Origin of the sequence: Shewanella psychropiezotolerans (assembly GCF_007197555.1) — a bacterium.
GTDB lineage: Bacteria > Pseudomonadota > Gammaproteobacteria > Enterobacterales > Shewanellaceae > Shewanella > Shewanella psychropiezotolerans.
On sequence record NZ_CP041614.1, the window covers coordinates 2,403,313 to 2,429,203 of the forward strand.

At 46.9% G+C, this 25,891-nt stretch carries 17 protein-coding genes; 1 reads left to right on the plus strand and 16 read right to left on the minus strand.

From position 1 onward, the window contains the following. Window positions 1-7: 7 nt before the first annotated feature. Together pflB and focA are read right to left on the minus strand one after the other, a co-directional pair. Window positions 8-2,290, minus strand: a complete 2,283-nt coding sequence (gene pflB, locus FM037_RS10740) for a formate C-acetyltransferase (protein WP_144045996.1) — start codon at window positions 2,288-2,290, stop codon at window positions 8-10. A 24-nt stretch (window positions 2,291-2,314) separates the two neighbouring features. Further along, a complete protein-coding gene (gene focA, locus FM037_RS10745) occupies window positions 2,315-3,196 on the minus strand; it encodes a formate transporter FocA (RefSeq protein WP_144045997.1) in 882 nt (293 codons plus the stop codon). A 725-nt stretch (window positions 3,197-3,921) separates the two neighbouring features. On the opposite strand from focA, the gene yfcC reads away from it, so the two are divergent. Continuing rightward, on the plus strand, window positions 3,922-5,460 hold the full coding sequence (gene yfcC / locus FM037_RS10750; protein ID WP_144045998.1) for a putative basic amino acid antiporter YfcC: 1,539 nt from the start codon (window positions 3,922-3,924) through the stop codon (window positions 5,458-5,460). Between the two features lie 127 nt (window positions 5,461-5,587). On the opposite strand, the gene FM037_RS10755 is transcribed toward yfcC, so the two are convergent. The 14 genes from FM037_RS10755 to nuoC all read right to left on the minus strand — a co-directional run bounded on the left by FM037_RS10755 (window position 5,588) and on the right by nuoC (window position 25,891). Further along, window positions 5,588-8,206, minus strand: coding sequence for a TonB-dependent receptor plug domain-containing protein (locus FM037_RS10755; protein WP_144045999.1), 2,619 nt, complete (start codon window positions 8,204-8,206; stop codon window positions 5,588-5,590). Window positions 8,207-8,877: 671 nt separating this feature from the next. After that, the gene (locus tag FM037_RS10760; RefSeq protein ID WP_144046000.1) at window positions 8,878-9,864 is read right to left on the minus strand and encodes a TDT family transporter; all 987 of its coding nucleotides are present in this window, start codon (window positions 9,862-9,864) and stop codon (window positions 8,878-8,880) included. A 123-nt stretch (window positions 9,865-9,987) separates the two neighbouring features. After that, window positions 9,988-11,064 carry a methyltransferase gene (locus FM037_RS10765; RefSeq protein ID WP_144046001.1) on the minus strand — a complete coding sequence of 359 codons (1,077 nt, stop codon included), beginning with the start codon at window positions 11,062-11,064 and terminating at the stop codon, window positions 9,988-9,990. Between the two features lie 143 nt (window positions 11,065-11,207). Beyond that, entirely contained in the window at window positions 11,208-12,635 is a 1,428-nt protein-coding gene (locus FM037_RS10770) for an NADH-quinone oxidoreductase subunit N (protein WP_144046002.1), read from the minus strand. Further along, window positions 12,632-14,230, minus strand: coding sequence for a complex I subunit 4 family protein (locus FM037_RS10775; protein ID WP_144046003.1), 1,599 nt, complete (start codon window positions 14,228-14,230; stop codon window positions 12,632-12,634). Before FM037_RS10775 ends, FM037_RS10770 begins: the two co-directional genes overlap by 4 nt. Continuing rightward, complete coding sequence (gene nuoL / locus FM037_RS10780; RefSeq protein WP_229381150.1) at window positions 14,227-16,131, minus strand: NADH-quinone oxidoreductase subunit L; 1,905 nt, start codon at window positions 16,129-16,131, stop codon at window positions 14,227-14,229. The genes FM037_RS10775 and nuoL overlap by 4 nt, the downstream gene beginning before the upstream one ends. A gap of 1 nt (window position 16,132) precedes the next feature. Further along, window positions 16,133-16,435 carry an NADH-quinone oxidoreductase subunit NuoK gene (gene nuoK / locus FM037_RS10785; RefSeq protein ID WP_144046004.1) on the minus strand — a complete coding sequence of 101 codons (303 nt, stop codon included), beginning with the start codon at window positions 16,433-16,435 and terminating at the stop codon, window positions 16,133-16,135. Next, window positions 16,432-17,214, minus strand: coding sequence for an NADH-quinone oxidoreductase subunit J family protein (locus FM037_RS10790; protein ID WP_229381151.1), 783 nt, complete (start codon window positions 17,212-17,214; stop codon window positions 16,432-16,434). Before FM037_RS10790 ends, nuoK begins: the two co-directional genes overlap by 4 nt. Next, a complete protein-coding gene (gene nuoI, locus FM037_RS10795; RefSeq protein ID WP_112353248.1) occupies window positions 17,211-17,726 on the minus strand; it encodes an NADH-quinone oxidoreductase subunit NuoI in 516 nt (171 codons plus the stop codon). Before nuoI ends, FM037_RS10790 begins: the two co-directional genes overlap by 4 nt. A gap of 14 nt (window positions 17,727-17,740) precedes the next feature. After that, window positions 17,741-18,697: an NADH-quinone oxidoreductase subunit NuoH gene (gene nuoH / locus FM037_RS10800; protein WP_144046005.1), complete on the minus strand. Its 957-nt coding sequence runs from the start codon at window positions 18,695-18,697 to the stop codon at window positions 17,741-17,743. Between the two features lie 292 nt (window positions 18,698-18,989). Further along, a complete protein-coding gene (nuoG, locus tag FM037_RS10805; protein WP_229381152.1) occupies window positions 18,990-21,989 on the minus strand; it encodes an NADH-quinone oxidoreductase subunit NuoG in 3,000 nt (999 codons plus the stop codon). Then, on the minus strand, window positions 21,989-23,359 hold the full coding sequence (gene nuoF / locus FM037_RS10810; protein WP_144046006.1) for an NADH-quinone oxidoreductase subunit NuoF: 1,371 nt from the start codon (window positions 23,357-23,359) through the stop codon (window positions 21,989-21,991). Before nuoF ends, nuoG begins: the two co-directional genes overlap by 1 nt. Before the next feature lie 82 nt (window positions 23,360-23,441). After that, a complete protein-coding gene (locus FM037_RS10815) occupies window positions 23,442-24,092 on the minus strand; it encodes an NAD(P)H-dependent oxidoreductase subunit E (RefSeq protein ID WP_229381153.1) in 651 nt (216 codons plus the stop codon). A gap of 8 nt (window positions 24,093-24,100) precedes the next feature. After that, a complete protein-coding gene (nuoC, locus tag FM037_RS10820; protein WP_144046007.1) occupies window positions 24,101-25,891 on the minus strand; it encodes an NADH-quinone oxidoreductase subunit C/D in 1,791 nt (596 codons plus the stop codon).

A 25,891-nucleotide genomic window follows, 5' to 3' on the forward strand; every position in this document is an offset into this window, starting at 1 on the left:
AAGCTCATTACATTCCCTTAGTAAAGGTACGTGTGATAACGTCTTGCTGCTGCTCTGGTGTCAAGGCATTGAAGCGAACTGCATAACCTGAAACTCGGATAGTAAGCTGAGGATATTTGTCCGGATTAACGATGGCATCTTCGAGCATCTCACGATTCATTACGTTGACGTTCAGATGTTGACCACCCTCACGTGACTCGTTATGAGAGAAGTAGCCGTCCATAAGTGCTGCAAGGTTAGTGCGTCGGCCATCTTCATCTTTGCCGAGTGCATTTGGTACGATAGAGAAGGTATATGAGATACCATCTTGTGCATGAGCAAATGGCAGTTTTGCTACTGAAGTCAGAGAAGCTACAGCGCCTTTCTCGTCACGACCATGCATTGGGTTTGCACCCGGCGCGAATGGTGCACCTGATGGGCGTCCGTCCGGTGTGGTACCTGTCTTCTTACCATAAACCACGTTAGAGGTGATGGTGAGGATAGACTGAGTAGGTATGGCGTTGCGGTACATTTTCATATGACGAATCTTCGCCATGAAACGTTCGACGAGATCACTGGCTAAGTCATCGACTCGTGCATCGTTGTTACCGAATTTAGGGTAATCACCTTGGATGTCGAAATCGATGGCGATACCATTTTCGTCACGGATTGGCTTAACTTTGGCGAACTTAATCGCAGACAGTGAATCGGCGGCGATAGACAAGCCCGCAATACCACATGCCATGGTACGACGCACATCACGGTCATGAAGTGCCATCAGGGCGGCTTCATAGGAGTATTTGTCATGCATGAAGTGAATAGCGTTGAGTGCAGACACATATTGAGTGGCTAACCAGTCCATCATGGTATCCAAGCGGCCCATAACATCATCAAAATCTAACACTTCTGATGTGATAGCATCGGACTTAGGACCTATTTGCGTCTTAAGCTTCTCATCGACACCACCATTGATGGCATAAAGCATAGTCTTGGCCAAGTTAGCACGAGCACCGAAGAACTGCATATGCTTACCGATAACCATAGGACTAACACAGCAGGCGATAGCGTAGTCGTCAGACTCGAAATCGGGACGCATAAGGTCATCATTTTCATACTGGATTGAGCTAGTGTCAATAGAGACCTTAGCACAGTACTTCTTAAAGTCTAACGGTAGCTTCTCAGACCATAACACTGTGATGTTTGGCTCAGGACTCGCACCCATGTTGTACAGAGTATGCAAGAAACGGAAGCTGGACTTAGTGACCAGAGTACGGCCATCTAGACCCATGCCGGCAATCGATTCAGTGGCCCAGATTGGATCACCTGAGAATAGCTCATCGTATTCGGGGGTACGTAGGAAACGAACCATACGTAGCTTCATCACGAAGTGGTCGACCATCTCCTGAGCTTGCTGCTCGGTCAAGGTACCATTTTTAAGATCACGTTCGATGAAGATATCGAGGAAGCTTGAAGTACGGCCAAGAGACATGGCGGCGCCGTTTTGGCTCTTTACTGCGGCTAGATAACCGAAGTAAGTCCATTGAATGGCTTCTTTAGCATTGCTTGCAGGCTTAGATATGTCGAAACCATAGCTGGTAGCCATCTGCTTCATTTGACCCAATGCCTTGTGCTGCTCGGCAATCTCTTCACGAAGTTGCATGGTAGCACTTAAGTCTTCACCAGTTTCGAAACGCTCTTGTAAGGAGCCGAATTGGGCGAACTTGTCGGTCATCAGATAATCGATGCCGTAAAGGGCGATACGACGGTAATCACCGATGATACGACCACGGCCATAGGCGTCAGGTAAACCGGTCAGTATGCCTGATTTACGACAACCCATGATTTCCGGGGTGTAGATATCGAACACACCTTGGTTGTGAGTCTTACGTAGCTCAGAGTAGACATATTTAATCTCTGGGTTAAGTACGCGATCGTATGCCTTGCATGAACCTTCTACCATACGAATACCACCGTTTGGCAACATGGCACGCTTAAGCGGTGCTTCTGTCTGAAGGCCAACAATGGTTTCGAGCTCTTGCTCGATGTAACCGGCTTCATGGGACGTGATGGTCGATACCTTGTCGGTATCGAAATCCACAGGTGCATGAGTCTGGTTTTCTTGCTTGATCCCAACCATCACCTTGTCCCAAAGCTTGGTGGTTGCTTCGGTTGCTTCGGCTAAAAATGACTCATTGCCTTCATAAGGGGTGTAGTTAGTCTGGATAAAGTCACGAACATTGACTTGAGATTTCCAATCGCCGGCGGTGAATCCTTCCCATGCGTTGGCAAACTGTTCAGTTTTTTCGGTCATAGCGCAAATACCTTCTGTTAAGAATTAAACTTGATTATCGTTCTGTGCCTTCGCGAGTGCGGGGCGGCGATAAACAAACCAATAAGTGAGTCCTACGAAAATAGCGCCGCCCACAATATTACCTAAAGTGACCGGGACGAGATTGTGGAGTATAAATTGACTCCAAGTTAGATCGGCAAACTGGTTAGGGTCTATCCCCGCGCTTGCCCAAAAATCGGCTGTTGCAACTTGCTTAGTAAAAATCGCCATCGGAATAAGAAACATGTTTGCTATGCAGTGTTCAAAACCTGCGGCGACAAACATGGCAACGGGTAATACAACGGCAAGCAACTTGTCGGTGACGGTTTTTCCAGCGTAGGCCATCCAAACAGCCAGACAAACCATGATGTTACACATGATGCCTAAGGCAAAGGCTTGTCCGAATGTATGGTTTAGTTTAGCTTGAGCTGTCTGTAAGTAACCTAGGCCAATCAGCCCGTGTCCCGCCTCATAATGCTTAGCGGCGATCATGAGACCGACTAAGAGCATGGCACCGATAAAGTTGCCCAGATAAACCAGCCCCCAGTTACGCATTAACGCTTTAGTGGTAACACGTTTGCTGGCGCGGGCAGTAATGGTCAATACGGTAGAGGTAAATAGCTCGCCTCCCAAAACGACAACTAACATCAGGCCCAGGCTAAAACAGAGACCACCGATGAGTTTATTGAGTCCGTAGGGAAGAATGCTGCCTCCTGCCGTGGCAACGACATAGAAGATAAAGGCTAAACCGATAAACATGCCGGCCGTCATCGCCAGGATCAGCGTAGACACTGTGTCTCGGTTGACTTTAATAACGGCAGCATCTTCCACTTTTAGTGCGGTGGCTGCTGGAGTATTAGCATCAAACGGACTCGGACTATTTTTCATGTTTCGCCTTTTAATTGCCTTATATTGGTTTTTTCAACCAATATAAGATTGATCCTTGGTTAATGGAACCGCTAAGTGAGTAAATTTGTTCCCGATAAAGCCAGTATAAAAAAGGTGTAATTAAATTTCGTGATCTTGGTCAAATTGCGGCCTAAAACTCGAAAAGTGTAATTTATTTACAGAATGTTCCTTTGTCAATGCTTGATCTTTACTTGAATCTAGCTGTGGTTCATTAACACTCGATCTTAAATTGGTAAGACCAATTTACCACGGAGATGATAACACAATCTGAAAATGACGGCACTCCTTGTCTGGGCTACTGGCTTTGATAATCAAAATTTTGCGAGCAAGGTAACAATTGTATAGGTAAGCCTAATAAAGGGATACTTTAGGCACGTAATTTGCTTCATGTATTCTAGTGAGTATTATTAATATCGAAAATAATAACGAACAGAGAAGGTTTTTATATTTATATTTAAATAATTTCAATCGATTAGGATAGATCTGTTCAAGATTAAATCAATTGGTAATAGTCTTTAAGTTTGCAGATCAGGTTAGCTTGTTAGCGGATAATTTGTACTGCAAGATGGTGGTAGTGATATTTATGATTCGATAATGGGCTCATTAATTTGAGACTACACATTGCTTCTGTGTGTTATCGCTTTGAGGCAAGTGTTAATTTAGTTTATATTGCGTCCATATTATAAGAATAAATGGCTGTAAATATGGAACAGACGAGCTCAATTGGTAAAGCCCAAGCGGTCAAAAACATCTCTACATGGCAGATGCCAGATACCTTAGTTATCATTTTTTTCGTTGCATTGGCGGCTGCGGTTTTAACCTATTTTGTCCCTATTGGGGCCTTCGATACTCAAGAGGTCAATTATTTAGCCGATGGTGTTGAAAAGTCGCGAGTCGTTGTCGATCCAAGTTCATTTCAATATATCCTAGACGAGCATGGCGATCCTAAACTTCAGCCTGTTGCGCTGTTTGAAGGAGGCGGTGGCGCAGGTTTCTTTAACTTCGCTTTCGAAGGTCTTGTCTCAGGCTCCAAATGGGGTAGCGCCATCGGCGTCATCATGTTTATGCTGGTGATTGGCGGCTCGTTCGGAGTCGTGATGGCAACGGGCACCATAGATAATGGCATCTTAAGGCTTATCGATAAGACCCGTGGTAATGAGATGCTGTTTATTCCGGCTATATTTAGTTTGTTTTCTCTCGGCGGCGCCGTGTTCGGCATGGGGGAGGAGGCTATTGCCTTCGCGATAATCATCTGTCCCCTGATGATAAGACTGGGCTACGATGGCATAACGACCGTGATGGTTACCTATGTGGCGACCCAGATTGGGTTTGCCAGCTCATGGATGAATCCATTTAGTGTAGCCATCGCCCAAGGGATAGCCGGTATACCTGTGCTATCGGGCTCGGGTATGAGAGTGATCATGTGGGCAGGATTCACCCTGATGGGGCTGGCATTCACCATGAGCTATGCTAAGAAGATCAAACAAACACCTTCACTCTCCCTTAGTTACCATTCGGATGCTTATTTTAGGGATAACCAGAGTAAAGCTAGCTTAGATAGTCGTTTCAATATCGGCGACATCTTAGTATTACTGTCGATTGTTGCGACTGTTGCTTGGGTGATCTGGGGCGTGGTGACTCAGGCTTGGTTTATTCCCGAGATCGCCAGCCAGTTTTTTACCATGGGTATAGTGATAGGCTCGATAGGCGTGATATTCAAGCTTAATGGCATGACAATCAATAAAGTGGCGACCAGCTTTAAGCAAGGCGCAGGCACTATGCTTGAACCTGCCGTGTTAGTTGGTTGTGCTTCAGGCATTCTTATCTTACTCGGCGGCGGTGGTCCAACTGAACCTAGCGTGCTTAATTCTATTTTAAACAGTGCAGGTAACGTCATTGGCCAATTACCTAACGCTCTTTCTGCCTGGTTTATGTTGCTGTTCCAGTCGGTATTTAATTTCTTCGTGACCTCTGGCTCGGGACAGGCTGCTCTGACGATGCCTTTAATGGCGCCATTGGCCGATATTGTGGGTGTGACCAGGCAGGTGGCCGTGCTTGCGTTTCAGTTGGGAGATGGTTTTACAAATGTCTTGGTTCCGACATCGGCATCCTTGATGGCGACCTTAGGTGTGTGTCGCGTCGATTGGGGGGATTGGCTTAAGTTTATCTGGCGTTTTATGCTTGGATTGTTTGTTGTATCAAGCTTAGTGGTCGTAGGGGCACACTATTTAGGTTTTAGTTAATGCCAGTATGATTAGATAGATTAATAGAAAAACGGCATCAAATGATGCCGTTTTTCTGTTTAAAATCATATTAACTGAGTTAAAAAAGCCTAGGAATAACCTAGGCTTTTGTCAAAAATTATCTTTTTTAGAATTTTTGTGTATAAGACGCTGTGTATGTACGTCCGTATAGATTATAAAGAGATGAATCATATTCTAGATCTGAATCTAGAACTGGATCTTCATTGGTGATGTTACGCACACCTAAGGTAAACTTACCATTCCATGCAGCCATGTAACTATAGCTTGCATCGAATGTTGTTTGTGATGAAAGACTTCCTATTTGCTCATAGGTATTTGGATCTGTTTTTTCAGATTGTCCATCAATGTATTGAGTCAATAGTGAAGCTGAGTGATCACCATATGCCCAATCAACAACCCAAGTGAAGCGGTACTCTGGCATGCCATTACGACCAATTTGGTTGTTTACTGGTCCGTTGAAGTACTCTTCATCATCGAAAGAGATGATGTAAGTTAGATCGAATGTTGAGCCAAAATCACCAGCGGCAGTTTCTAAGCCAGAATAGGTTAAGTTGAAATCGATACCAGAAGTATCGAAGCCATTACCGTTGACCTGTGGGGTCGTTGCAGACAAGATTTTACCATCTGCATTATTACCCACACGTTTGATATCACCTAGAGCCAAGTTACCGTAGCCGACTTTCTTCTCTTCTTTAAGCAAAGAGTCAAGAGTGATAAACGTGATCACATCATCGATACTTAAATTGTAATATTCAACTTTAGTACTGAAGTTGTCTGTGATGTTCCAGATTGCACCAAGATTATAGAAATCAGATGTTTCAGGCTGTAGCTCAGAGTTAGCCGTACGAGTTACGTCATATTGCTTAGCTTTACAGTCTGTAGTAGACGTTCCTTGCTGTTCACAATAGTGATAATCGGTTGCTGAATCTGCACTGAAAGAATCGGCAGCATAAAGATCTGATAATGCCGGTGCACGGAAGCCTTGGCCCCATGATGCACGTAATACAACATCTTCAATTAGCTGGTATCTAAGTGCAATCTTAGGAGTCGTTGCTGAGCCAAAGTCTGAATACTTGTCGTAGCGGAATGCAAGGTTGAGTTCCAGATCATCAGTAACGGGAATGATACTCTCTGCAAAGACTGCAAATACATCGCGATCTCCGCCTGAACCGTTACCCGAAGATCCGATGACTTCACCTGCAGCGGTTTCGGCATCGACGTTAGCTTCATATTTGTACTGCATAAATTCAGTACCCACATACCAACCAACTATGCCAGCAGGAAGATCGATAGCTTCGAAGTTGATACCAGCATTCACACTTTGGAATTCCATGATATCTTGCTTAAGGGTATCGTGGCTTATTGCAGCAACAACAGCCTCACTGTTTCCTTCTGGACCGAAATTAAATTCACCACTCTTAACCATAGCCTCAACAGTTGGACGGTGTACATAGCCCTTACCGTAGTTGCTATTTTCAGCTAGATTATAGTGATAAGTGAAATCCCAGCCAAAGTCATCATGCTCACCGACTAAACCAACTTGGATATCTGTGCTGTAATCGATTGTAGATGAATCACGGGTACCTACGTCGGTGAAACGATAGTAAACTCGGCCATCATTTTCATTTTTACTTGTGCCAGTGTTAGTACCATCGGCTGAGTAATTTTGAATATCAACTTGACCAGCATCAACATTAAACCAGCCAGCTGCAGGAGCGAAACGACCGAAAGTCTCGTTACGTGAGAATAGGCCTTGAGTTTCAAACATGATTTCGTCAGATAGCTCGTAATTTGCAGTTACATAACCTGCAGTATACTTACGCGCGGCGTGATCGGCTGCTTCTGAGGTGTAGTCATAACCACAGATATAATCGCCATCACCATAATCGTAAACATGGCCGCCACCGACCATTTTTTTGTTATCACAGGCAGCCATTGGGCTAAACTGTCCTGAAGTCATATCCAAAAAGTTACGGGCATATGCAGAAACACCCGTCGTATCGGCATATTTCTCTGCTAATGTGTTAGTAGAGCTTGTGAACCAACGATCACGTTGGAAGATAATTTCACGACTCTGATGTTCGAATGAGAAAGTTAGACTGCCCTTGTCGCTGCTCGTACCACCTATGATGTGAGTTTTCCACTCTTCACCACCAGCTTGTTGAGGGTTAGTACCCGTACCGGAGATCTCTAGTCCTTCAAAATCTTTCTTAAGGATAATATTAACAACACCAGCAACGGCATCAGAACCATAAACAGCTGAAGCACCATCAGAAAGGATTTCGATGCGTTCAATAGCGGCAGTAGGAATGGTGTTTAAGTTAACTGCTGTGCCACCCATAGTCGGTGAACCAGGCATACGTTTGCCGTTTAGAAGAACCAAAGTTCTGTCTGCTCCAGCACCACGCAAGTTGATATTAGCTTGGCTCTGCCAAGAGCTACCCGATGATTCGGCGCTTGAGCCGAAGGTGTTTAAGTTACTACGACGTAAAACATCGGCGACTGACATAGCGCCAGTTTTTTCCATATCAGCAGCGGTAATAGTCGTTACCGGTGAAGATCCTTCTAAGTCAGTACGTTTTATACGTGAACCAGTAACTTGAATTCTTTCTACTTTTTCATCATCACTTGCAGCAAATACGACTGGCGCAGTTAATGCGGCAGTTGCAGCACCACTAATTAATGCAAAACGTACAGCTTTAGCCATTTTTGAGTTTGGCAGCATTTTGTTCTCCCTGACACTTATTATGTTTTTAATAATTTGGTTTTAATTTTTATATAGCAACAAATGCAATCAGTCATACGCTTGTTAATTTTATTAAACGAATATTGATTAATGTTGCTAGGAGTGGGATATAAGCACGTAGTGATAACATCTGCAATGGTATGTAAACGAGAAGGATTAAAGCGCATTACTACTTTTGGTTAACTTGCCCACCCCTTTCTCGCAACACTTCAGGCTGTTGTAAATCTGTTAATCAATGGCTTAGGTTACAATTATAATGGGTGTGTTAATCTTTGGGCATTTTATATTCTGTTTCTATTTGTTCGGAGAGCTTTATAAATGTTTCCCTGGGTTAAATCGGTAACATATGGTTAACCGGATAATCGTGAAAAAAGTATTCGATTGAAACAAATATAATCATCTTGTGATTTTGGTCACCATTTTGATCTCCTTGTTTTGTTTTTAGTTTGTTTGAAATATCATCAATTTTACAAGTTTGATGTATTTGTAAATAAGTTTAATGTTTGAGTTTGTTGTTTTTGTAAGCGACTTGTGATCAGAGGAAATCAATATTAGAAGACAGAAAGTCAGCCATCATAAATTGATGGCTGTGGAAAATACTGAATGATATGTAATAAATAGTTGAGCAGTACCTGTTTCCGTGTAGATATTTATGCTCTCCAAGCACTAGGACTGTAGTGAGATAAGTAACGATAGGCGACATATATGACCACTGCGGTTGCGATAAACAGTTCGCCCTCTGCTGCTTGCTGGATAAGGCTGGTGAATTGATTCATTCCATAGGTCTCAGTTAGCCAGTAGTAGGTCTTGAACAGAGCTGTTGCGCCTATGACCATAGGGAAGGTAAATGCAGCATAGCCAGGTGAGAAGGGCAGTGTTAACAAATGAAAGAAGGCCAGATAGATAACCGACGTCATTAAGACTGCAATGCTGAGCAGAAGTGCGACAACAACAATCGAAGGCTGGGTGCTAATCGTCAGGTAACCGGCTAAAGATAAACTGGCGGGGGCAGCCAGTATGGCAATGGTGGGTTTAGCTGCATCGGCAATGGGGGCACAAAATATCAGGCGGTATAGCATGATTGGTAACATGACGAGGTAACACAGCATACCGAAGTTTAATGTGCCGTTAGCAATCCACTGAAGATTTTGAGCTGCCGACTCAGCATGACTAGGGAAGCTTACGGCGGCGACTATGATACCAATAGGCGGCACAAACCAACTTGGTACCATATGCTCTAACTTAAAATCTATGGCTCTATAGAAAACAAACATACTGAGGAAGACCAAGTGGATGATTATGGCTAGTAACCAGATTATTTGACCTGTAGCTGCTGAGTATTGACCGATGGAGTTTGAAATGACCATAAGCGCCATGGCAAACGTTGGGATCACGCTGCCTATGACCGGGTGAGTGAGCTCCTCATGTAAAACCTTTGGGTGAAGTACAAATTTAATCACCAGGCTTGCAAGCAAGATAGCCGCAATAGCAGCGCTGATGATTTGGCCTCGACCTCCCATAGCTGGAAGCATACTCTCCCATGCCCAACCTAGGCTAGCGATAGCAAGTGCTAAGCCGGCCATAGGGCTTGGTAAACGAGAGACTCGGTGAGAAAGGAGGTTAAAAGTAGATTTCATTTCTACTCCCTAGTTATTAAGTGATGACTTAATGTTAAGGGAATAGACTCATTAAAAATATTTGATTCTAGTTAATCATGAGTTCAATTTAATTTAATTATGTATGACTAAATAGACTCCATATTAGCTTGGTTTTAGCTTACAACGTAATAAGGTATGCCCGAGTCCAATGTCATCGATATCCTCATCGACATACAGACCGGCTTGGGAGATGAGACTCAACATATCTTTAGAGTGATACATTCTACTGTCACCATTTGCCATGGCGGTGAAGTAGATAGAGGTGGCATTGACACAATATGCGCCGGCCTCGAACGGTTGCCTGTCCCAATAAGTTTCTAATATACACAGCTCACTTAGCGTCGTCATACTCAGTGCAGTCCGTTTCAGAATACTTAATATTTGCGGCTTGGAGAAGCAATCCAAAAATTGGCTCATCCAATAAAGGTCGCCCTCACGGCAGAAAGCTTGTGACTCATCGAGGAGGTTGCATTCATACCCCTGGACTCGGTCGGCTACATCTTTATTCTTAGCATTTTTTAAGGCGACTTTCAGCTGACCGGGGAGGTCCATGATGGTGATATTGACCTGGCTGTTATAGCCTGTGCATGCCAGTGCCCATTTTCCGGTATTACCGCCGACGTCGACGATATGTTTAGGCTGGTTTTTAAATATTAATGGCAGTAACTGGCCAAAAGCATGATCTGAATAGTAGTGATCGAATTCGAACCAACTTTGTTTTACTTGCTCGGGTAATTCACTGAGAGTGGGGTAGATAGTCTCCCAATCACCGAATACTTTTAGTCCCTTTGGCTTGCCTTCGACGAGTGATGCCTCTAACTCGTATACACCTTGGTAGCAAACATCATGGACAAAATTCAGGTTAACCTTGGCCATATCATCGTGTAGCAGGAAGAAACCAATCTTATCCAAGCGATAACGTTCATCTTTATGCCAAACGAGTCTCATACTCAGGCCCATATCCAGTAATACGCTGACAGCATATTCAGATAACTGGGTGCTGTGTTGAATATCTTCGAGCAAACAGCCAGATTTACCCGCAGCATCTATCTGCTCTAATATGCCAAATTTGAGTAAACAGCGTGCGACTTGAAAACTGATAGGGGCGAAAGCAATTTTTTGTGCTTCAAATTTTGCATCGAAAGCACTGATATCCTGTGGAGACTGATAGAAAGGCATAATAAATGTAGACTCGGTTATATAAGTAAAAGCGCAAGTCACTCTATCATGTTGGAAGAAAATAACAGTATGATTTATCCGAGTTTATTTGTACTTTTATATTAACTTGTGATGCAGCCTGTACTTGTCGTTAATAACACCAGTCAGTGGGTGACAGCCTCGAGCATGTCGGCAAATACACTTGGAAATGTTCCTACACCTATGACGGTTATGATAATGACCCAAGAAGTCACTTTTTCCCTTATATCAAGTTTACATGGGACAGAGGCGCTTTCAGTTTTAGCTAACATGATCATGATGATCCTAAGATAGAAATAAAGGCCTATCACACTGGCAATCACCAAGAAGCTCATCGGCCACCAAAGCTGGCCGGAGATGGCTGCAGCGACAAGATAGAACTTTCCCATAAATCCTATGGTTAATGGTATCCCGGCTAAAGACAGCATGAGTACACTTAAACATGTTGCCTGCAGGGGTTGTCGCCAGAAAAGGCCGCTTAATTGCTTGATTGAGGTGGTATTTTCCAGCTGCATTAACACTGAGAAGGTACCTGTTAAGGTGATCATATAGGCGAGTAGATAAAAAACCATTGCTTCAAGATTAAAGCTTATATCATTTAGCAGGCTGGCATTACCCTCGAGTAATAACAACATAATCAGTAGATAACCAAAGTGAGAGATAGAGGAGAAGGCCAATATTCGCAGCAGTCTATCTTGCTGCAGTGCTAACAAGTTACCAATAAGCATAGATGCGACCGCGACTAGGGCGATGACGTCTAAAATTGTGCTATCGGTTTGCCACTCTCCATAACTGAACATCCTCCATAACACGATAAAAGCTGACAATTTCGAGACGATAGCCAAGAGGGCCGTAGTGGGCAGAGGAGCTCCTTCAAAAATGTCTGCGACCCACAGATGACAAGGTACCAGAGACAGTTTGAAACAAAGTCCTGTGAGAATAAAGATCATCCCGCTAGTGGTTAAATTCAGCGGCGAACTCGCTAGGTGCTGCAGCTTGTTTGTAGACACTGCATCAAATGTCAGGCTGCCCGTTTGCAGATAGATGAGCGCGATTCCCATGAGTATCAAAGCCGAAGCGCCGGCCGATAGCACTAGGTATTTAATTCCGGCTTCCTGACTATTAGGATTGTTATTTGAATAGGCGATAAGCCCGACGAAAGAGAGGCTCATTAGTTCTAAGGCCAGGAAGAAACTGGCGAAATGCTGACTGGCAATCATGGACACAGCGCCCAGACTGGCCGTCAATAACAGCAGATAATACTCTTCATTGGTGTTATCCGACTTATCCAGCCAATGATAAAGCTGAGACCAGAGAAAGACTAAGATGACTAATAATCCAGCAGAGACAAGGGCATTTACCGGGGTGAAAATAAATAGTAGCTCAGACGTGGCAGGGGCTTCAATCAAGGACACTTGAACCAGACAAGCGCCAATTAAGCCCACACCTGTGATCAAAAAAGCATGAATGTGCGAGCGTTTTAAGGCAATACTCAGTAGCAAGATCAAAATTGTGCTCAACAATATGCCTGCCGGAAGGTAGTGGTTACTCATAGTGCACTTCCTGTTATGGCGTATAGCGCAAGTACTTGGGCTAATGGTTGCTCTAGCATGTCCAATAGTGGTTGTGGGTGTATCCCCAAAAGTATCAAGCCAGCTGCGATTGACATGAGAGTCAACTTCTCCTTCAGGCTAAGATCTGGGTATGGGCTGGAGAGGGTAGGCGGTTTTGAGAGGGGAGCCACTTTGGCGCTTACTTGATCACTTGTCGATGTGAGGGCTATTTCTGTGTCAACTGTGGAGGCTGGGTCATCCAAGTCTGAGCCTCGGGTTTGAAAAGGCCCGAAGAAACTCTTTTGAATCATGCGCAGGGAATACACAGCGCCAAGTATCAAGCCCAAGGAGGCTAGAACGGCAAAACTAGCGTGCTGTTCTAAGGCGCCGACCAGTACGAGAAATTCTCCGATAAAATTGCCCAACCCCGGCATGCCTAGGGAGGCGATGGCGAAGAAGAGTCCCATGGCGCTCAGTTGAGGAAAATAGCGCCATAAGCCGGAAAATTGATGCAGATCCCGGCTATGAAGCCTTTGTTGTATCAGGCCGACTAACATAAACAGAGCCGCGCTGCTCAGACCATGGGCGAGCATCTGCATCACAGCGCCCTGAAGTGCAATCATGTTCAGGCTAAAGCAACCTAAGAGTACGAAGCCCATATGGCTCACACTCGAGTAGGCCACTATGCGTTTCAAGTCATGTTGAGAAAAAGCCATCAAGGCGCCGTAGATGATGCTCAAAACGGCGAGGCTCATCATCAGTGGCGACCAAAACTGCACCGCGTCGGGAAACAGGGGCAGTACGAATCGTATGATGCCGTAACCACCTGTCTTTAAGAGTATTGCCGCCAATATAATACTCGCCGGAGTGGGGGCTTGGGTGTGGGCATCGGGTAACCAGGGGTGAAAGGGAAAGGCGGGCAGCTTGACCAGAAAAGCGATAATAAAACCTAAACAGATCCAGATGGCCGTAGGGGAAGCGATGGGTGCGAGAATTAACACATGGTAGTTGAAGCTAAGCTGGCCGGTTTCCTGATAATGGAATACGACTAAGGCTATGGTGCTCAGTAGCATCAATAATCCGCCAGCCTGGGTAAATAAGAAGAATTTCAGCGCAGCATATCGACGGTTTTCATGTCCCCATATGGCAATAAGAAAATACATGGGAACCAACATGACTTCCCAGAAGACGAAGAAGAGCAGCAGATCCATCGCCAGAAAAACACCTATGATCCCGGCTAAGGTCCAGAGAAAATTGAAGTAGAAGAATCCCTGATGTTTGTCAATCTCACTCCAGGCCGAAGAGAGGGCGGCTAGGCCCATCAATAGGGTTAGTAATATCAAGATCAGGCTAAGGCCATCCATGGAAAAGTGAGCCGTGATGTTAAACCTGTCAATCCAGACATGGCTCTCATCGAAAAGCCACTGACTGCTTCGGGCAAGTGGGCTGGTTAATGTCAAAATCCCTATATAGGCCAAGCTGCCCAGGAGTGTGAACAGAGATATTCTGCGTGGCAAGTTTGGATTAAAGCCTTGACTGTACCAGGCCAGCAGTCCGCCCAGGAGTGGAATTAAGATTAACAAAGATAACGTCATCTTATGACTCCCCATGCGATAGCTAAGATGCTGAATAAGATCAGACTGGCGCTGTAGCCTCTAAGTTGCCCCGTTTGCAGCCGATTGAACATCAGGTGGAGGCGGTAGCTAACGGTCTCGAGTGCTCGAAAACTGGCATCAATAATGTCATGGCGATTGAGGAAAGTGAGTTTTTTAAAAGGTGTGATAAAAACGCGAGTGAACAAGGCATCGAAGCCCCAGCCTGAACGTATAAAACGGCTTAAACTTACTTTATTGACGGGTTTATCTCTGTTGGTTTGACCAAACAGAAACCAAGCTAAGATCACACCGATTAACGGCACTAGAATAGGTAAGCCATGTTCGAGAGGCGTCAGGCTTGAAGATGAGCTAAGGGTTAACTCGCCAAACAGGTGCAAGACGCCTTGTGGCTGTATGCCGCCGAGTAAGGCGAGAGTCATCAAGACCACGAGGACTGCAGCCATAACCGTAGGGGTTTTATGGCTAGGCGCATGGCCAAGTTTTCCCATAAAGATAATAAAGAATAACTTGGCACTGTATAGCGCGGTAAATAATGCGCCTAATAAGGCTCCCCACCATAGGAGGGGCTGCTCAGCCATTGCCACCTGCTGTAAAATTAATTCCTTGCTGAAAAATCCTGATGTCATGGGCAAAGAGGCCAGGGCGGCGCAGCCTATGGCAAAGCTTAGAGCCAGTAAAGGCAGCTTCTTACTCAGGCCGCCCATCTTCATTATGTCTTGCTCATGATTCATGCAATAGATCAATGCCCCGGCACTGAGAAACAGCAGGGCCTTGAAAAATGCATGGGTCATCAGATGAAAGATTGCCGTGGATGCGGCGCCGACGCCTAAGGCTAAAAACATATAACCAAGCTGACTGATGGTCGAGTAGGCCAATATGCGTTTAAGATCCGTTTGAAACAGTGCCGAAGTCGCGCCAAGGAGTAGGGTCAATACCCCAATAACGGCGATAAAAAGCAATACTTGAGGGGCGAGTTGGTACAGGGCATCATTTCTTGCGATCAAGTATACGCCAGCGGTCACCATAGTCGCCGCGTGAATGAGCGCACTAACTGGTGTTGGGCCGGCCATGGCATCGGGTAACCAGGAGTGTAATGGCATCTGCGCCGACTTTCCCGCGGCGCCTGCAAATAAGAGCAAGCATGAAAGTGCAATTAATTGGTTTCCTCCCACGGTATTAGCCTGTAGAAGTGTTTGAGATTGCTGCTGTATCTGCTGAATATTGACGGTATCGAACTGATAAAAAAGCAGTATAATTCCGATTAACATGGCGGTGTCACCGATGCGGGTGATGATAAAAGCCTTGTTGGCGGCCTTGTTATTGTCAGTCTTTTGATACCAAAAACCGATCAAGAGATAGCTGCACAGGCCCACGCCTTCCCATCCCAGATAGAGGACCACCAGATTGTCGGCAAGCACCAGAATCAGCATGGAAGACACAAACAGGTTTAAGTAAGCGAAGAAGCGGCATTGGTCGGTATCTTGGATCATATAACTTGCCGAATAGATATGGATCAGGGCGCCGATACAGCAGATGATGGTGATCATCACCAGGGATAAGGGGTCCAGATACAGGCCAAAGTTCAGGTTTAGTGATCCTGGATTTTGAGTGGCTAACTCCGAAGACACTAATGCTGGAGCGCCTATATTGAGCCACTCACCCAAGGAAGTCTGAATGATAAACACCTCTTCATCCCAGACTTGCACATTGAGTATAAGGGCTAACAGGGCTGCCAGGCTCACAGAGCTCACCCCCAGTATTCTTGTCCACCGATCATTGGGCTGAACTAAAATTAATATTGCCGCGCTGCAAAGGGGAAGCAATGGGATGGCCATCAACAGGTTATTCATCAATAGATCATTTATAAATAGACTGTTCATATTATCCCTTCAGCTTAGTGAGTTTATCGACATCAAGATCTTGCTGTTGCCGGTAAATATGAATAACCAAAGCCAGGCCAACAGCAACTTCACAGGCGGCCAGTGTGAGGATGAATAGGTACATGAGTTGCCCATCGACATTGCCATGCAGATTCGAGGCGGCGACAAATATCAGGGCTACGCCATTGAGCATGATTTCCAGTGAGATCAGCATAAAGAGTAAATTTCGGCGGCTAAGTAAGCCGAACAGGCCGATAGCGAACAGCACACCACTTAACACCAGTACCCAAGTGATCTCTATCATCTGTGTTCACCTCGGGTTTGCTTGTTCGTCTGTGCCTGACTCGGTTCAATTTCGGCGAGGGTTAATTCGCTAGAACCTAAGCTTAGTGCCTGCTTAGATTCAGTATCCGGCTCAGGGTCGTTGGCTGAATTGGGTGACGCTGTGCCACCTTGTTTGGTTATGTAGTTAACACTGACGTCTGGGGTGAATTCGCTAGAACCTAAGCTTAGTGCCTGCTTAGATTCAGTATCCAGGTCTTTGACTGAACTTGATGACGCTGGATGCGGTGTGCTGCCTTGCTTGGTTATGTGGATGGCACTGACGAGTGCGGCCAGCAGCATGATGGCAGCTAACACGACCAGAACCCGATAGGAGCCGAAGAGCTGTATGGCCAGCTGTTTCACCGTTTGATTCACAGGTAATAGGCTAGTGAGTATCTCTTGATGTAGGCCAACCGAGCCTAGGGATATCAAGATGAGCTCTATGACCAATAGCGCTGATAATATCAGGGGACCTTTAGCCACCTTAGGATTAAACAGTAGCCGCTCGGCGGCTAAGCTGCGCTCACCTTGGTGGAGCATCATGGTGACAAATACGAATAGCACCATGACGGCGCCTGCGTAGACAATGATCTGTAGTGCAGCGGCAAAAGGTGAACCTAGCAGGAAGAAAATCAGCGCGATAGCCAACATCATGGTGACCAGATACAGCAGAGCATGTACCACATTATGGGCGCTGACGGTGAGAAGTGCCGATATGATGGCGACGGCGGCTGTGATGAAAAATATAATGTCAATCATGGCAACAGACTCCTGACATTGATGGGAGCTTGCTCGTCGATGGCTTCACCTTTAGCCTTGCCCGTTATCGCCTTACCACTGACTTTATAGAAATTATACTCGTGATACTTACCCGGGCCAGAAATCAGCAGGTGATGCTTCTCGTAGACCAGGTTTTGCCTGTCATATTCCGCCATTTCAAAATCAGGCGTGAGTTGAATCGCGTGGGTCGGACAGGCCTCTTCGCAGAAGCCGCACATGATGCAGCGGGAAAAGTTGATGGTGAAGGTCTTAGCCTCCCAGCGGCCATCGGGTTTCTCGGTTTTTTCTACCGAGATACAATCGACGGGACAGGCGACTGAGCAGAGATTGCAAGCGACGCAACGTTCCTCACCATCGGGATCTCGAGTCAGCACAATTCGGCCTCGATACCTGGGAGATAGGTAAGGTTTCTGCTCCGGATACTGCACCGTATCGGCGGGGGTGAAGGTATGCTTCAAGATGGTGATCAAGGTTCTTATTTGGCTAAGCATGATCCACTCTCCTGTTAGAAACCAAGTGTTAACTGCCATAGGGCGGTTAACAGCAGGTTGAGTAAAGTGAGAGGCAATAATACCGCCCAGCCGAGTCGCATCAGTTGATCGTATCTGGGCCTGGGTATGGCGGCTCTCAGCAAAATGAAGAACACCACGAAGAATCCTGTTTTTAACAGGAACCAGATAATAGGGGGCAGCACTGGCCCTTGCCAGCCACCAAAATAGAGAGTGGTTATGAGCGCGGAGACAAAGATGACGCCCAGGTACTCACCAATGAAGAACATGCCAAATTTCATGCTGGAATACTCGGTATGAAATCCTGCCACTATCTCAGTTTCGGCCTCGGGAAGATCGAAGGGAGCACGATGACTCTCCGCCACGCCCGCGATAAGAAACAGCACAAAACCAAGGGGCTGACTCAGAATAAACCAGTAATTTTCCTGAGCCGCCACTATATCGTTGAGGCTAAAGCTGCCTGTGATGATGACAACGCCCATCAGAGCCAGCCCCATAAACACCTCATAAGACAGCATCTGAGCCGCGGTTCGCATCGCGCCCAGCAGGGCATATTTACTGTTGGAGGAGAAACCAGCTAGCATGATGCTGTAAACCGACAGTGAGCTCAGCGCCAGGATGAACAGCAAGGCATTATCGAAATTGGCTATCTGGATATTCGGGGAGAAAGGTATGATGGCGAACCCGAGTAAGGTCATTATCATCAGGATCATCGGCGCGATAATGAACAAGGCTTTATCGGCGAAGGGAGGGACCCAATCTTCCTTGGTAAAAATTTTTATCATGTCGGCAACCACTTGCAAGAGTCCCATAGGGCCGACCCGATTGGGCCCCAATCTATCTTGCCAGACCGCGAGCAATCGTCTCTCGAGCCAGGTAGACCAGGCAGCGCACAGCAACAATAGTAGTAAAACGCTGGTGGGAACCAGTAACACCTCATATAGGGCCATCATGCTCCTCCTTGCCCTTGAGTGGCGTTATCTTGGCTCGCTTAACCTGCAAGGTGAAAAGGATGAATAATGTATTGGGCAGCGGTGACACTTCATATAGGACCATCACTGTCCTCCTTACCCTTGAGTGGCGTTATCTTGGCTCGCTTAACCTGCAAGGTGAAAAGGATGAATAATGTATTGGGCAGCGGTGACACTTCATATAGGACCATCACTGTCCTCCTTCCCCTTGAGTGGCATTATCAGGGCTCGCTTATCCAGTAAGGTGAATAATCTAGTGGACAGCTGTGACACCTCATATAGGACCATCACTGTCCTCCGTCCCTTTGAGTGGGCTTATCTTGGCTCGCTTACCCAGTAAGGTGAATAATGAATTGGGTACTTGTGCGACATCTGGGGACATCTGCTGATTGAATGTGCACATAAGCCTGGCGGCGCTATGCTCACCTCGGATCTGGGCTTCCTCTCCTTCGATGAGGTTCAAAGAAGCGGCAAGGCTTGGGTGAATATTAAGGCTGGGCTCCGGGCTCATGGAGTGTATTGGTGATGAATAGCTTGCCAGCTCAAAATCGGCATATAGGTTTGCCGAAGGCATTAAGCGGATGCTGACGCTTGTTAACTCTGAGCTATTGGTTTCCTTTCGACTCGCATTGGTTTGCAGCCCGTTTTCTTGCTCAGCTTGACGCTCGTCTGAGTATGCTGGCTGGCTCGATGGGGAGGCTTGAGAGAAAAGTGTGATCCCCAAGGTCCAAGGGGAGTGACTTTCATTGCCGAAACGATTGGCTCCCTGATCTGAGTTCCACTTGGGTGACCAAGCATTAGCGGGCAAGACTGTGATCATCTGTACCTGACTCTGACGAAATCCCTCGACTCCTTCCATAGATTGAACAAAAGGCGTGCCAGAAGCCGATATTGGCATCTGCTCTTTGACATCATGAACGGCATGTATCGCCGTTCTGGCACTGGCTCGTTTGGGTTGGCTGGCGATCCGGAACTGGGAGCCTAGATTGATTTGAGCGAGCTCAGAAAATGTCTCTATGGGGGCCAGTATGGGGAAATGCTGGGATAGCCAATGATGGATCTCTGCTGGGCTAGATAAATCCGTTAGCTCAGAGAGCCAGGTCCAGGGCATCATGCGTTGATTAAGCCCGGATATGGTGGCAAACCCATGCTGTAATCTTCCTTCAGAGCTGAGGTAACAGCCTTGGGATTCGGCAAAAGAGCCGCTTGGTAATATAAGATCTGCCATCTGAGCGGTTGGGGTTAACATTTGATCTATGACGATAATATTATCTATCGCATCCAATGCGGCTTCTAGTCGCTCAACTTCCATATAGCGATACAGATCTGTCTCTAAAACAATCAAGGTATCAGGGGCTTTATGGGTTGAGTCTTCTCCCTCTTGGCCCATGACTCTGGTGATGAAGGAGTCGATACCCTGATAATTTTCCTCTCCTTCCTCATCCTTGATAAGCAGGCCAAAATGAAGATCGTTTACCTGCTTGGTCACCCCATAAAAACCCGCATTCGGCTTAAGCTGTTTGAGCAAACTTGCAATATTAAGGCTAGTGCTCAACAGAGTCGGATCTTGACTCTGAAGGCCGGTAATCACCATGGGAGTGTCGGCAGTTAACAGAGTGTCGACGATGCGCTGGGTAGAAGCAGAATAGGACTCTGTATTTGCATATGGTTCGATATTGCTATTAATATCGCTATCTATGTCTGCTGCGGAGCTGGTGGGGCGATGGGGTATGTCTGTAAAACGCTCGGGATTTTCGTTAAGTCTCTCTGCTTCGTTAAGTTTCTTAGTTTCTTCAAGTCTGTGCGCTAGTTGATCCTGTATCTCTTCAAGCAAGATCACTTGCTCATCGGGGGAAATGATAACTTCCTCAGTTGCCAAATTGGACAATTGACTGGTATCGCTGGCGATAATCGCTAAAGGTGAGCGGCTCGTTTGCGCTATATTCCTAACCGAGCCATCTTGCCAATCGGCTAGGCCCAGTTTCGCGGCATTGTCTACCCCCAGGTTACGGCTCATCTGCCTGATGGCGAGTGCGAGTCTGGGCGCCGTGTGACTAATGTCTTCATTGATTATCAGGGCGGCGTCGCAAGCTTGGGCCTGTTTGATGGAGAATGGGCTGACTCTATTGCTCTGATAAGCACTGCACAGCATGTGCAGCATCTGGACTTGTTGGTCCGGTACGCCCAGATAAAAGTTGTCTTGACCCACCAGTTTCATCAGCGCAGCATTATTTTCTATCTGTGTTCTGGCAGAGCCTATGGCAATGCACTTGCCTGTTGCTTGGCTGAGATAGCTTCCTTGGTCATCGCTGTCCGCTGGTGAAAGGAGCTTGGCTAGCTGCTTCTTGGCTTCAATGCTGGAAAGGATTACAGAACTCTTATCGGCGTTATTGCGCAGCAAGGGAGCATCGAGTCGTTCATTGTGATTAGCATGTTCATAACCAAATAAGCCAATATTGCATAGGAAATGGCCGTTGATCTCATCATGCCTGCGGTTAGTTATCCTGCGAACCTTCTGATCTCTTTCACTCACTGTGATGTTGCAGCCCAGGCTGCAGTGGGGGCAGATAGTCGGGGCGGTTCGTAGGTCCCATTTTCGTATGTAGTGTTCGGAGAAGGGTTTATCGGTAAACACTCCGGTCGGGCAGACCTCGGCCAAGTTGCCTGAGAAGTTATTTTCAAGGGCCCCGGATGTGGCTCGGCCAAAGTAGAGATGGCTTTTCGAGCCAAACACATTGAAGTCATCCCCACCACAGTAGTCCCGATAGAAGCGGACGCAGCGATAGCATCCTATGCAGCGGTTCATCTCATGATTGAGCATGGGACCTAAATATTGATTCAGATGCGTGCGTTTCTTACCTGTGTAACGTCGGTTGATATGGCCACTGATGGCGGTCATATCCTGCAAGTGACAGTTCCCCCCCTCTTCACACACCGGACAGTCGTGGGGGTGCTGGGTCATGATGGCTTCGATATTGGTCTGTCTAAATTGTATTGATTGAGTATCTTGCATCGAGATGACCATGCCGTCACATACTGGGGTCATGCACGCCATGACCAAGCGGCCGACCTTGTCCTCATCATTTTGATACTGTTTTACCGCGCATTGTCTACAGGCGCCCACTGAGCCCAGCTCCGAATGCCAACAGAAATAAGGCAGATCTAACCCAAGTGTCAGACAGGTTTGCAGCAGGTTTTCATTTGGCGATACTCGATAGGCCTTGTTATCTATGGTGATGCTGACCATGTCTGTTTCAGTGTTGAGATTATTCATCACGTCCCCTCGACTCGGTTAGCATTTATCGTGCTGAGTGTCTCAGCTGTGGCTGTCTTCTTTGCGGCTAGTTCGTCATGATAGGGGCAGCATTGATGATTGATATGTGTCTCAAAGTCTTGCCTGAAATATTTAAGGGCGCTCTGCAGCGGCTCGACCGCGCCAGGGGCGAGTGCGCAAAAGGTGTTGCCGGGTGCTGCAAAGTCGCACAGATCCTCCAGCTGAACAATGTCTTTGAGCTCACCTTCTCCTCGCTCAATTTTTTCGAGTAAGGAAACGGCCCAGGGCAGGCCGTCTCTGCAAGGTGTGCACCAGCCGCAAGACTCCTGAGCGAAGAAGCGCACTAGGTTGAGCACCATAGAGATGGGGCAATATTGATCGTCCAAGATGATGATGGTACCGGTGCCCATGCGGCTGCCTAACTTGCCAATTTCGTCGTAATCCATGAGAGCATCTAAGTGTTCTTCGAGGAGGAAATCTGTGGAGCCGCCGCCAGGAAGTAAGCCCTTGAGCCGATAACCGTCGCACATGCCGCCAGCATGGTGCTCGATGATCTCTCTGATGGATGTGCCCATGGGGAGCTCCCACAGTCCTGGACGTTTGACTCTGCCGCTGACGCCGAAGATTTTAGTGCCTGCGTCTTGTCCCTTGCCGAGTGCCTTAAACCAGTCACTGCCGAAATTGATGATGTGGGGCAGATTACAAAATGTCTCAACATTGTTGACTATGGTAGGTTTCCCCCAAAGACCGGCAACTTGAGGGAAGGGAGGCTTAGCCCTTGGCGTCGCGCGCTTGCCCTCCATGGCGTTGATCAGTGCAGTTTCCTCGCCGCAAATATAACGTCCGGCACTGGAATGGATATGAATATCGAAGTTAAAGGCTTGTCCTTGAATACCTCGGCCTAAGATGTCCCGGCCGAGTAAGTGGTGTTGCTTGCATTCATCTATCGCCTGCAGCAGTCTCTCCTCGGCGAGATAGTAGTCACCTCGAAGGAAGATGTAGCCTTGAGTCGCCCCTAAGGTTAAGCCGCCAATGAGTAGACCTTCGATGATCTGATGTGGGGTCTGCTCAAGCAGCCAGCGGTCTTTAAATGCACCAGGCTCCATTTCATCTGCGTTGACTATCAAGTATTTTTCCCTAGGAGCATCTGCCCCGCGAGGGACAAAGCTCCATTTGAGTCCGGTTGGGAAGCCAGCTCCACCGCGTCCCCTGAGGTTTGATTGTTTAATGCTATCTAGCAGCTCATCTGAACTCATCTCCATAGCCCGGGTTAATCCATCGTATCCGCCATGACTCAGGTACTCAGACAGTTGCCAGCAATTAGCTTTATCGGTAATGAAACGAGTCAAGGGATTGAGAGGAGAGGTCATTTTTTATTTCCCTCCAGTTCATCGAGCAACTGGGCTATTTTACTCAGGGTTAGATGCGGGTAAACTTGCTCTGACGCTATCATTACCGGGGCTTTATCACATGCCCCAGGCAAGGAAGAGGAATTAGGGTGAAGCGGTTATCTGGCGTCGTTTCGCCGGGTTTAATATGTAATTTCTGGCTAATGGCTGCGCGAACTTCGACCCCGCCCATTAAGTCGCAACTGATACCATCACAGGGGTGAAGCACTACCTCACCAACGGCTTGTCTGAATATCAGGTTGTAGAAGGTGGCGACAGAATCCAGATCTGCAACGGAGACCTGAATATAAGCAGACAGCAGAGATAAACTGGCATCGCTCACCCAGCCTCTTTGCTTTTGAATCACCTTGAGTGCATCGATGGAGGTCGCTGCCGGATATGGGGCCGATGCCAGTAGCTTATCGAGCTGCTTGGTTTCACATGGACTCAGTTGAGATAAATCGTCAACAGCTTGCCTATCTTCAACCTTGGCTAGAGTCGCTGCAGTCTCTGCGCTGGGTGTTAGCCTCGACTCAGCCAGTGTGCTACGGATTGGAAACTCATCCTGAGTATGGATCTTCTCTGGTGTCGTGAATGTAGCTTGTGTGTTATTTCCCGCCTGATCATCGGTTGAAGCATCGCCGTTCGAGGGAAGGTCACCTGACATGACTTCCTGGATGGAGATCCTCAATAGCTGCTCATAATTCTGTGTCATATCAGCCCCTACCTATCCACGTCGGCCATAACAAAATCGATACTGGCTAAGATCACAATCAAGTCGGCTACCATTAGCCCCTTTGCCATGGTTGGGATCATTTGCAAATGGGGAAAAGATGGGGTGCGGATCCGAGTTCGATAACTTGAGCTGGTACCGTCAGATATCAGGGTGTAAGCGTTGATGCCTTTGGTGGCTTCAACGGCGAAACTTGACTCTCCTTTGGGCATCACACCTCCCCAACTCACATTCATAAAGTGTTGGATCAGGGTTTCAATATCTTGCTTGCTCCTGTCGCTTCTTGGTGGGGTGGTTAATGGATGGTCTGCCTTATAGTTTCCCTGTGGCATATGATCTATGCATTGTTGGATGATCTTTATGCTTTGTCTCATCTCATCGACCCTGAGTTGGCAGCGGTCATAGGCATCGCCATTGTGGGCCGTCGGAATGTCGAACTGATAGTTTTCATAGCCTGAGTAGGGGCGGGCTTTTCGCAGATCCCACTCGAGACCCGTGGCTCTTATGCCTACGCCGGAGATATTCCATTCGAGGGCCTGCTGGGTGTCATACTTGCCTATGCCCACGGCGCGATTTTTGAGTATGCTGTTTTGCATCACCATGACTTCGTATTCATCGAGCTTGGCCGGGAAGTAATCGACGAATTCCTGCATCATAATATGCCAGCCCTGAGGCAGGTCTTGGGCCACACCACCTATCCTAAACCAACTTGGGTGCATGCGAGCACCTGTGATGGCCTCAATGATGCTGAACAGTTTTTCTCTGTCGATAAACAGATAAAAGATGGGAGAGAGCTGACCGACATCTTGGGCAAACGTACCGAAGAACAGCATATGACTCAATATGCGAAAACACTCGGCCAACATGACCCGGATGCACTCGACTCGCTCAGATACCCGAATATCAGCTAATTGTTCTATGGCCAAAATATAGGGGAAGTTGTTCATCACCCCGCCTAAATAGTCAATTCTGTCAGTGTAGGGGATAAAGCCATGCCAGGTCTGACGCTCCGCTATCTTTTCTGCGCCTCTATGGTGATAACCAATATCAGGTACCGAATTTTTAATCTGCTCGCCATCGAGTTGCAGCGCGATTCTAAATACCCCGTGTACGCTGGGATGATTCGGGCCCAGATTGAGAAACAGATAATCATTATCTTCGCTGCTGTCGTCCATTCCCCATTCTTTTGGATTGAATCTTAGCGCATCTTGCTCTCTGGCAAGCTTTTCATCATCCAGAGTGAATGGCTCAGTCTCGGTGGCGCGGCAGGGAAACTCTTTGCGCAGGGGGTGGCCCTGATAGGTTGGCGGTAACAGAATACGGCACAGGTTAGGGTGTGCATCGAATACGATGCCAAACAGATCCCAGGCTTCACGCTCATACCAGTTTGCCGAGGGCCAGATTGAAGTGATGCTGGCTTGATGTTCATTATCCTCAAGCGCGACCTTAAGGCGAATATCTTGGTTTCTTTCTATGGAGAGGAGTTGATACACCAAGGTGAAATCTTTGGCCGGCAGTAACGCTTTATCTAACCTAAGACGCTCGTCGACGGCATAGAGGTCGAACAGAAAGTTGAACGGCTCGGGAATCGATTTGAGCAGATTTAAGGCTGGAGTAACCTGATGCTTATCTATCCAGAGGGTGAGAATATTGTCCGCCGTATTCTGCTCAATAGCACTGTCTCCCAGAAGACGTTCCAGTTCAGGGATCATGGCTAATGTCAGCCCCAGTTTGAGAGTCCGTGTGGGTATTGCTGACATATCCTTCGTCATTATGGTCAT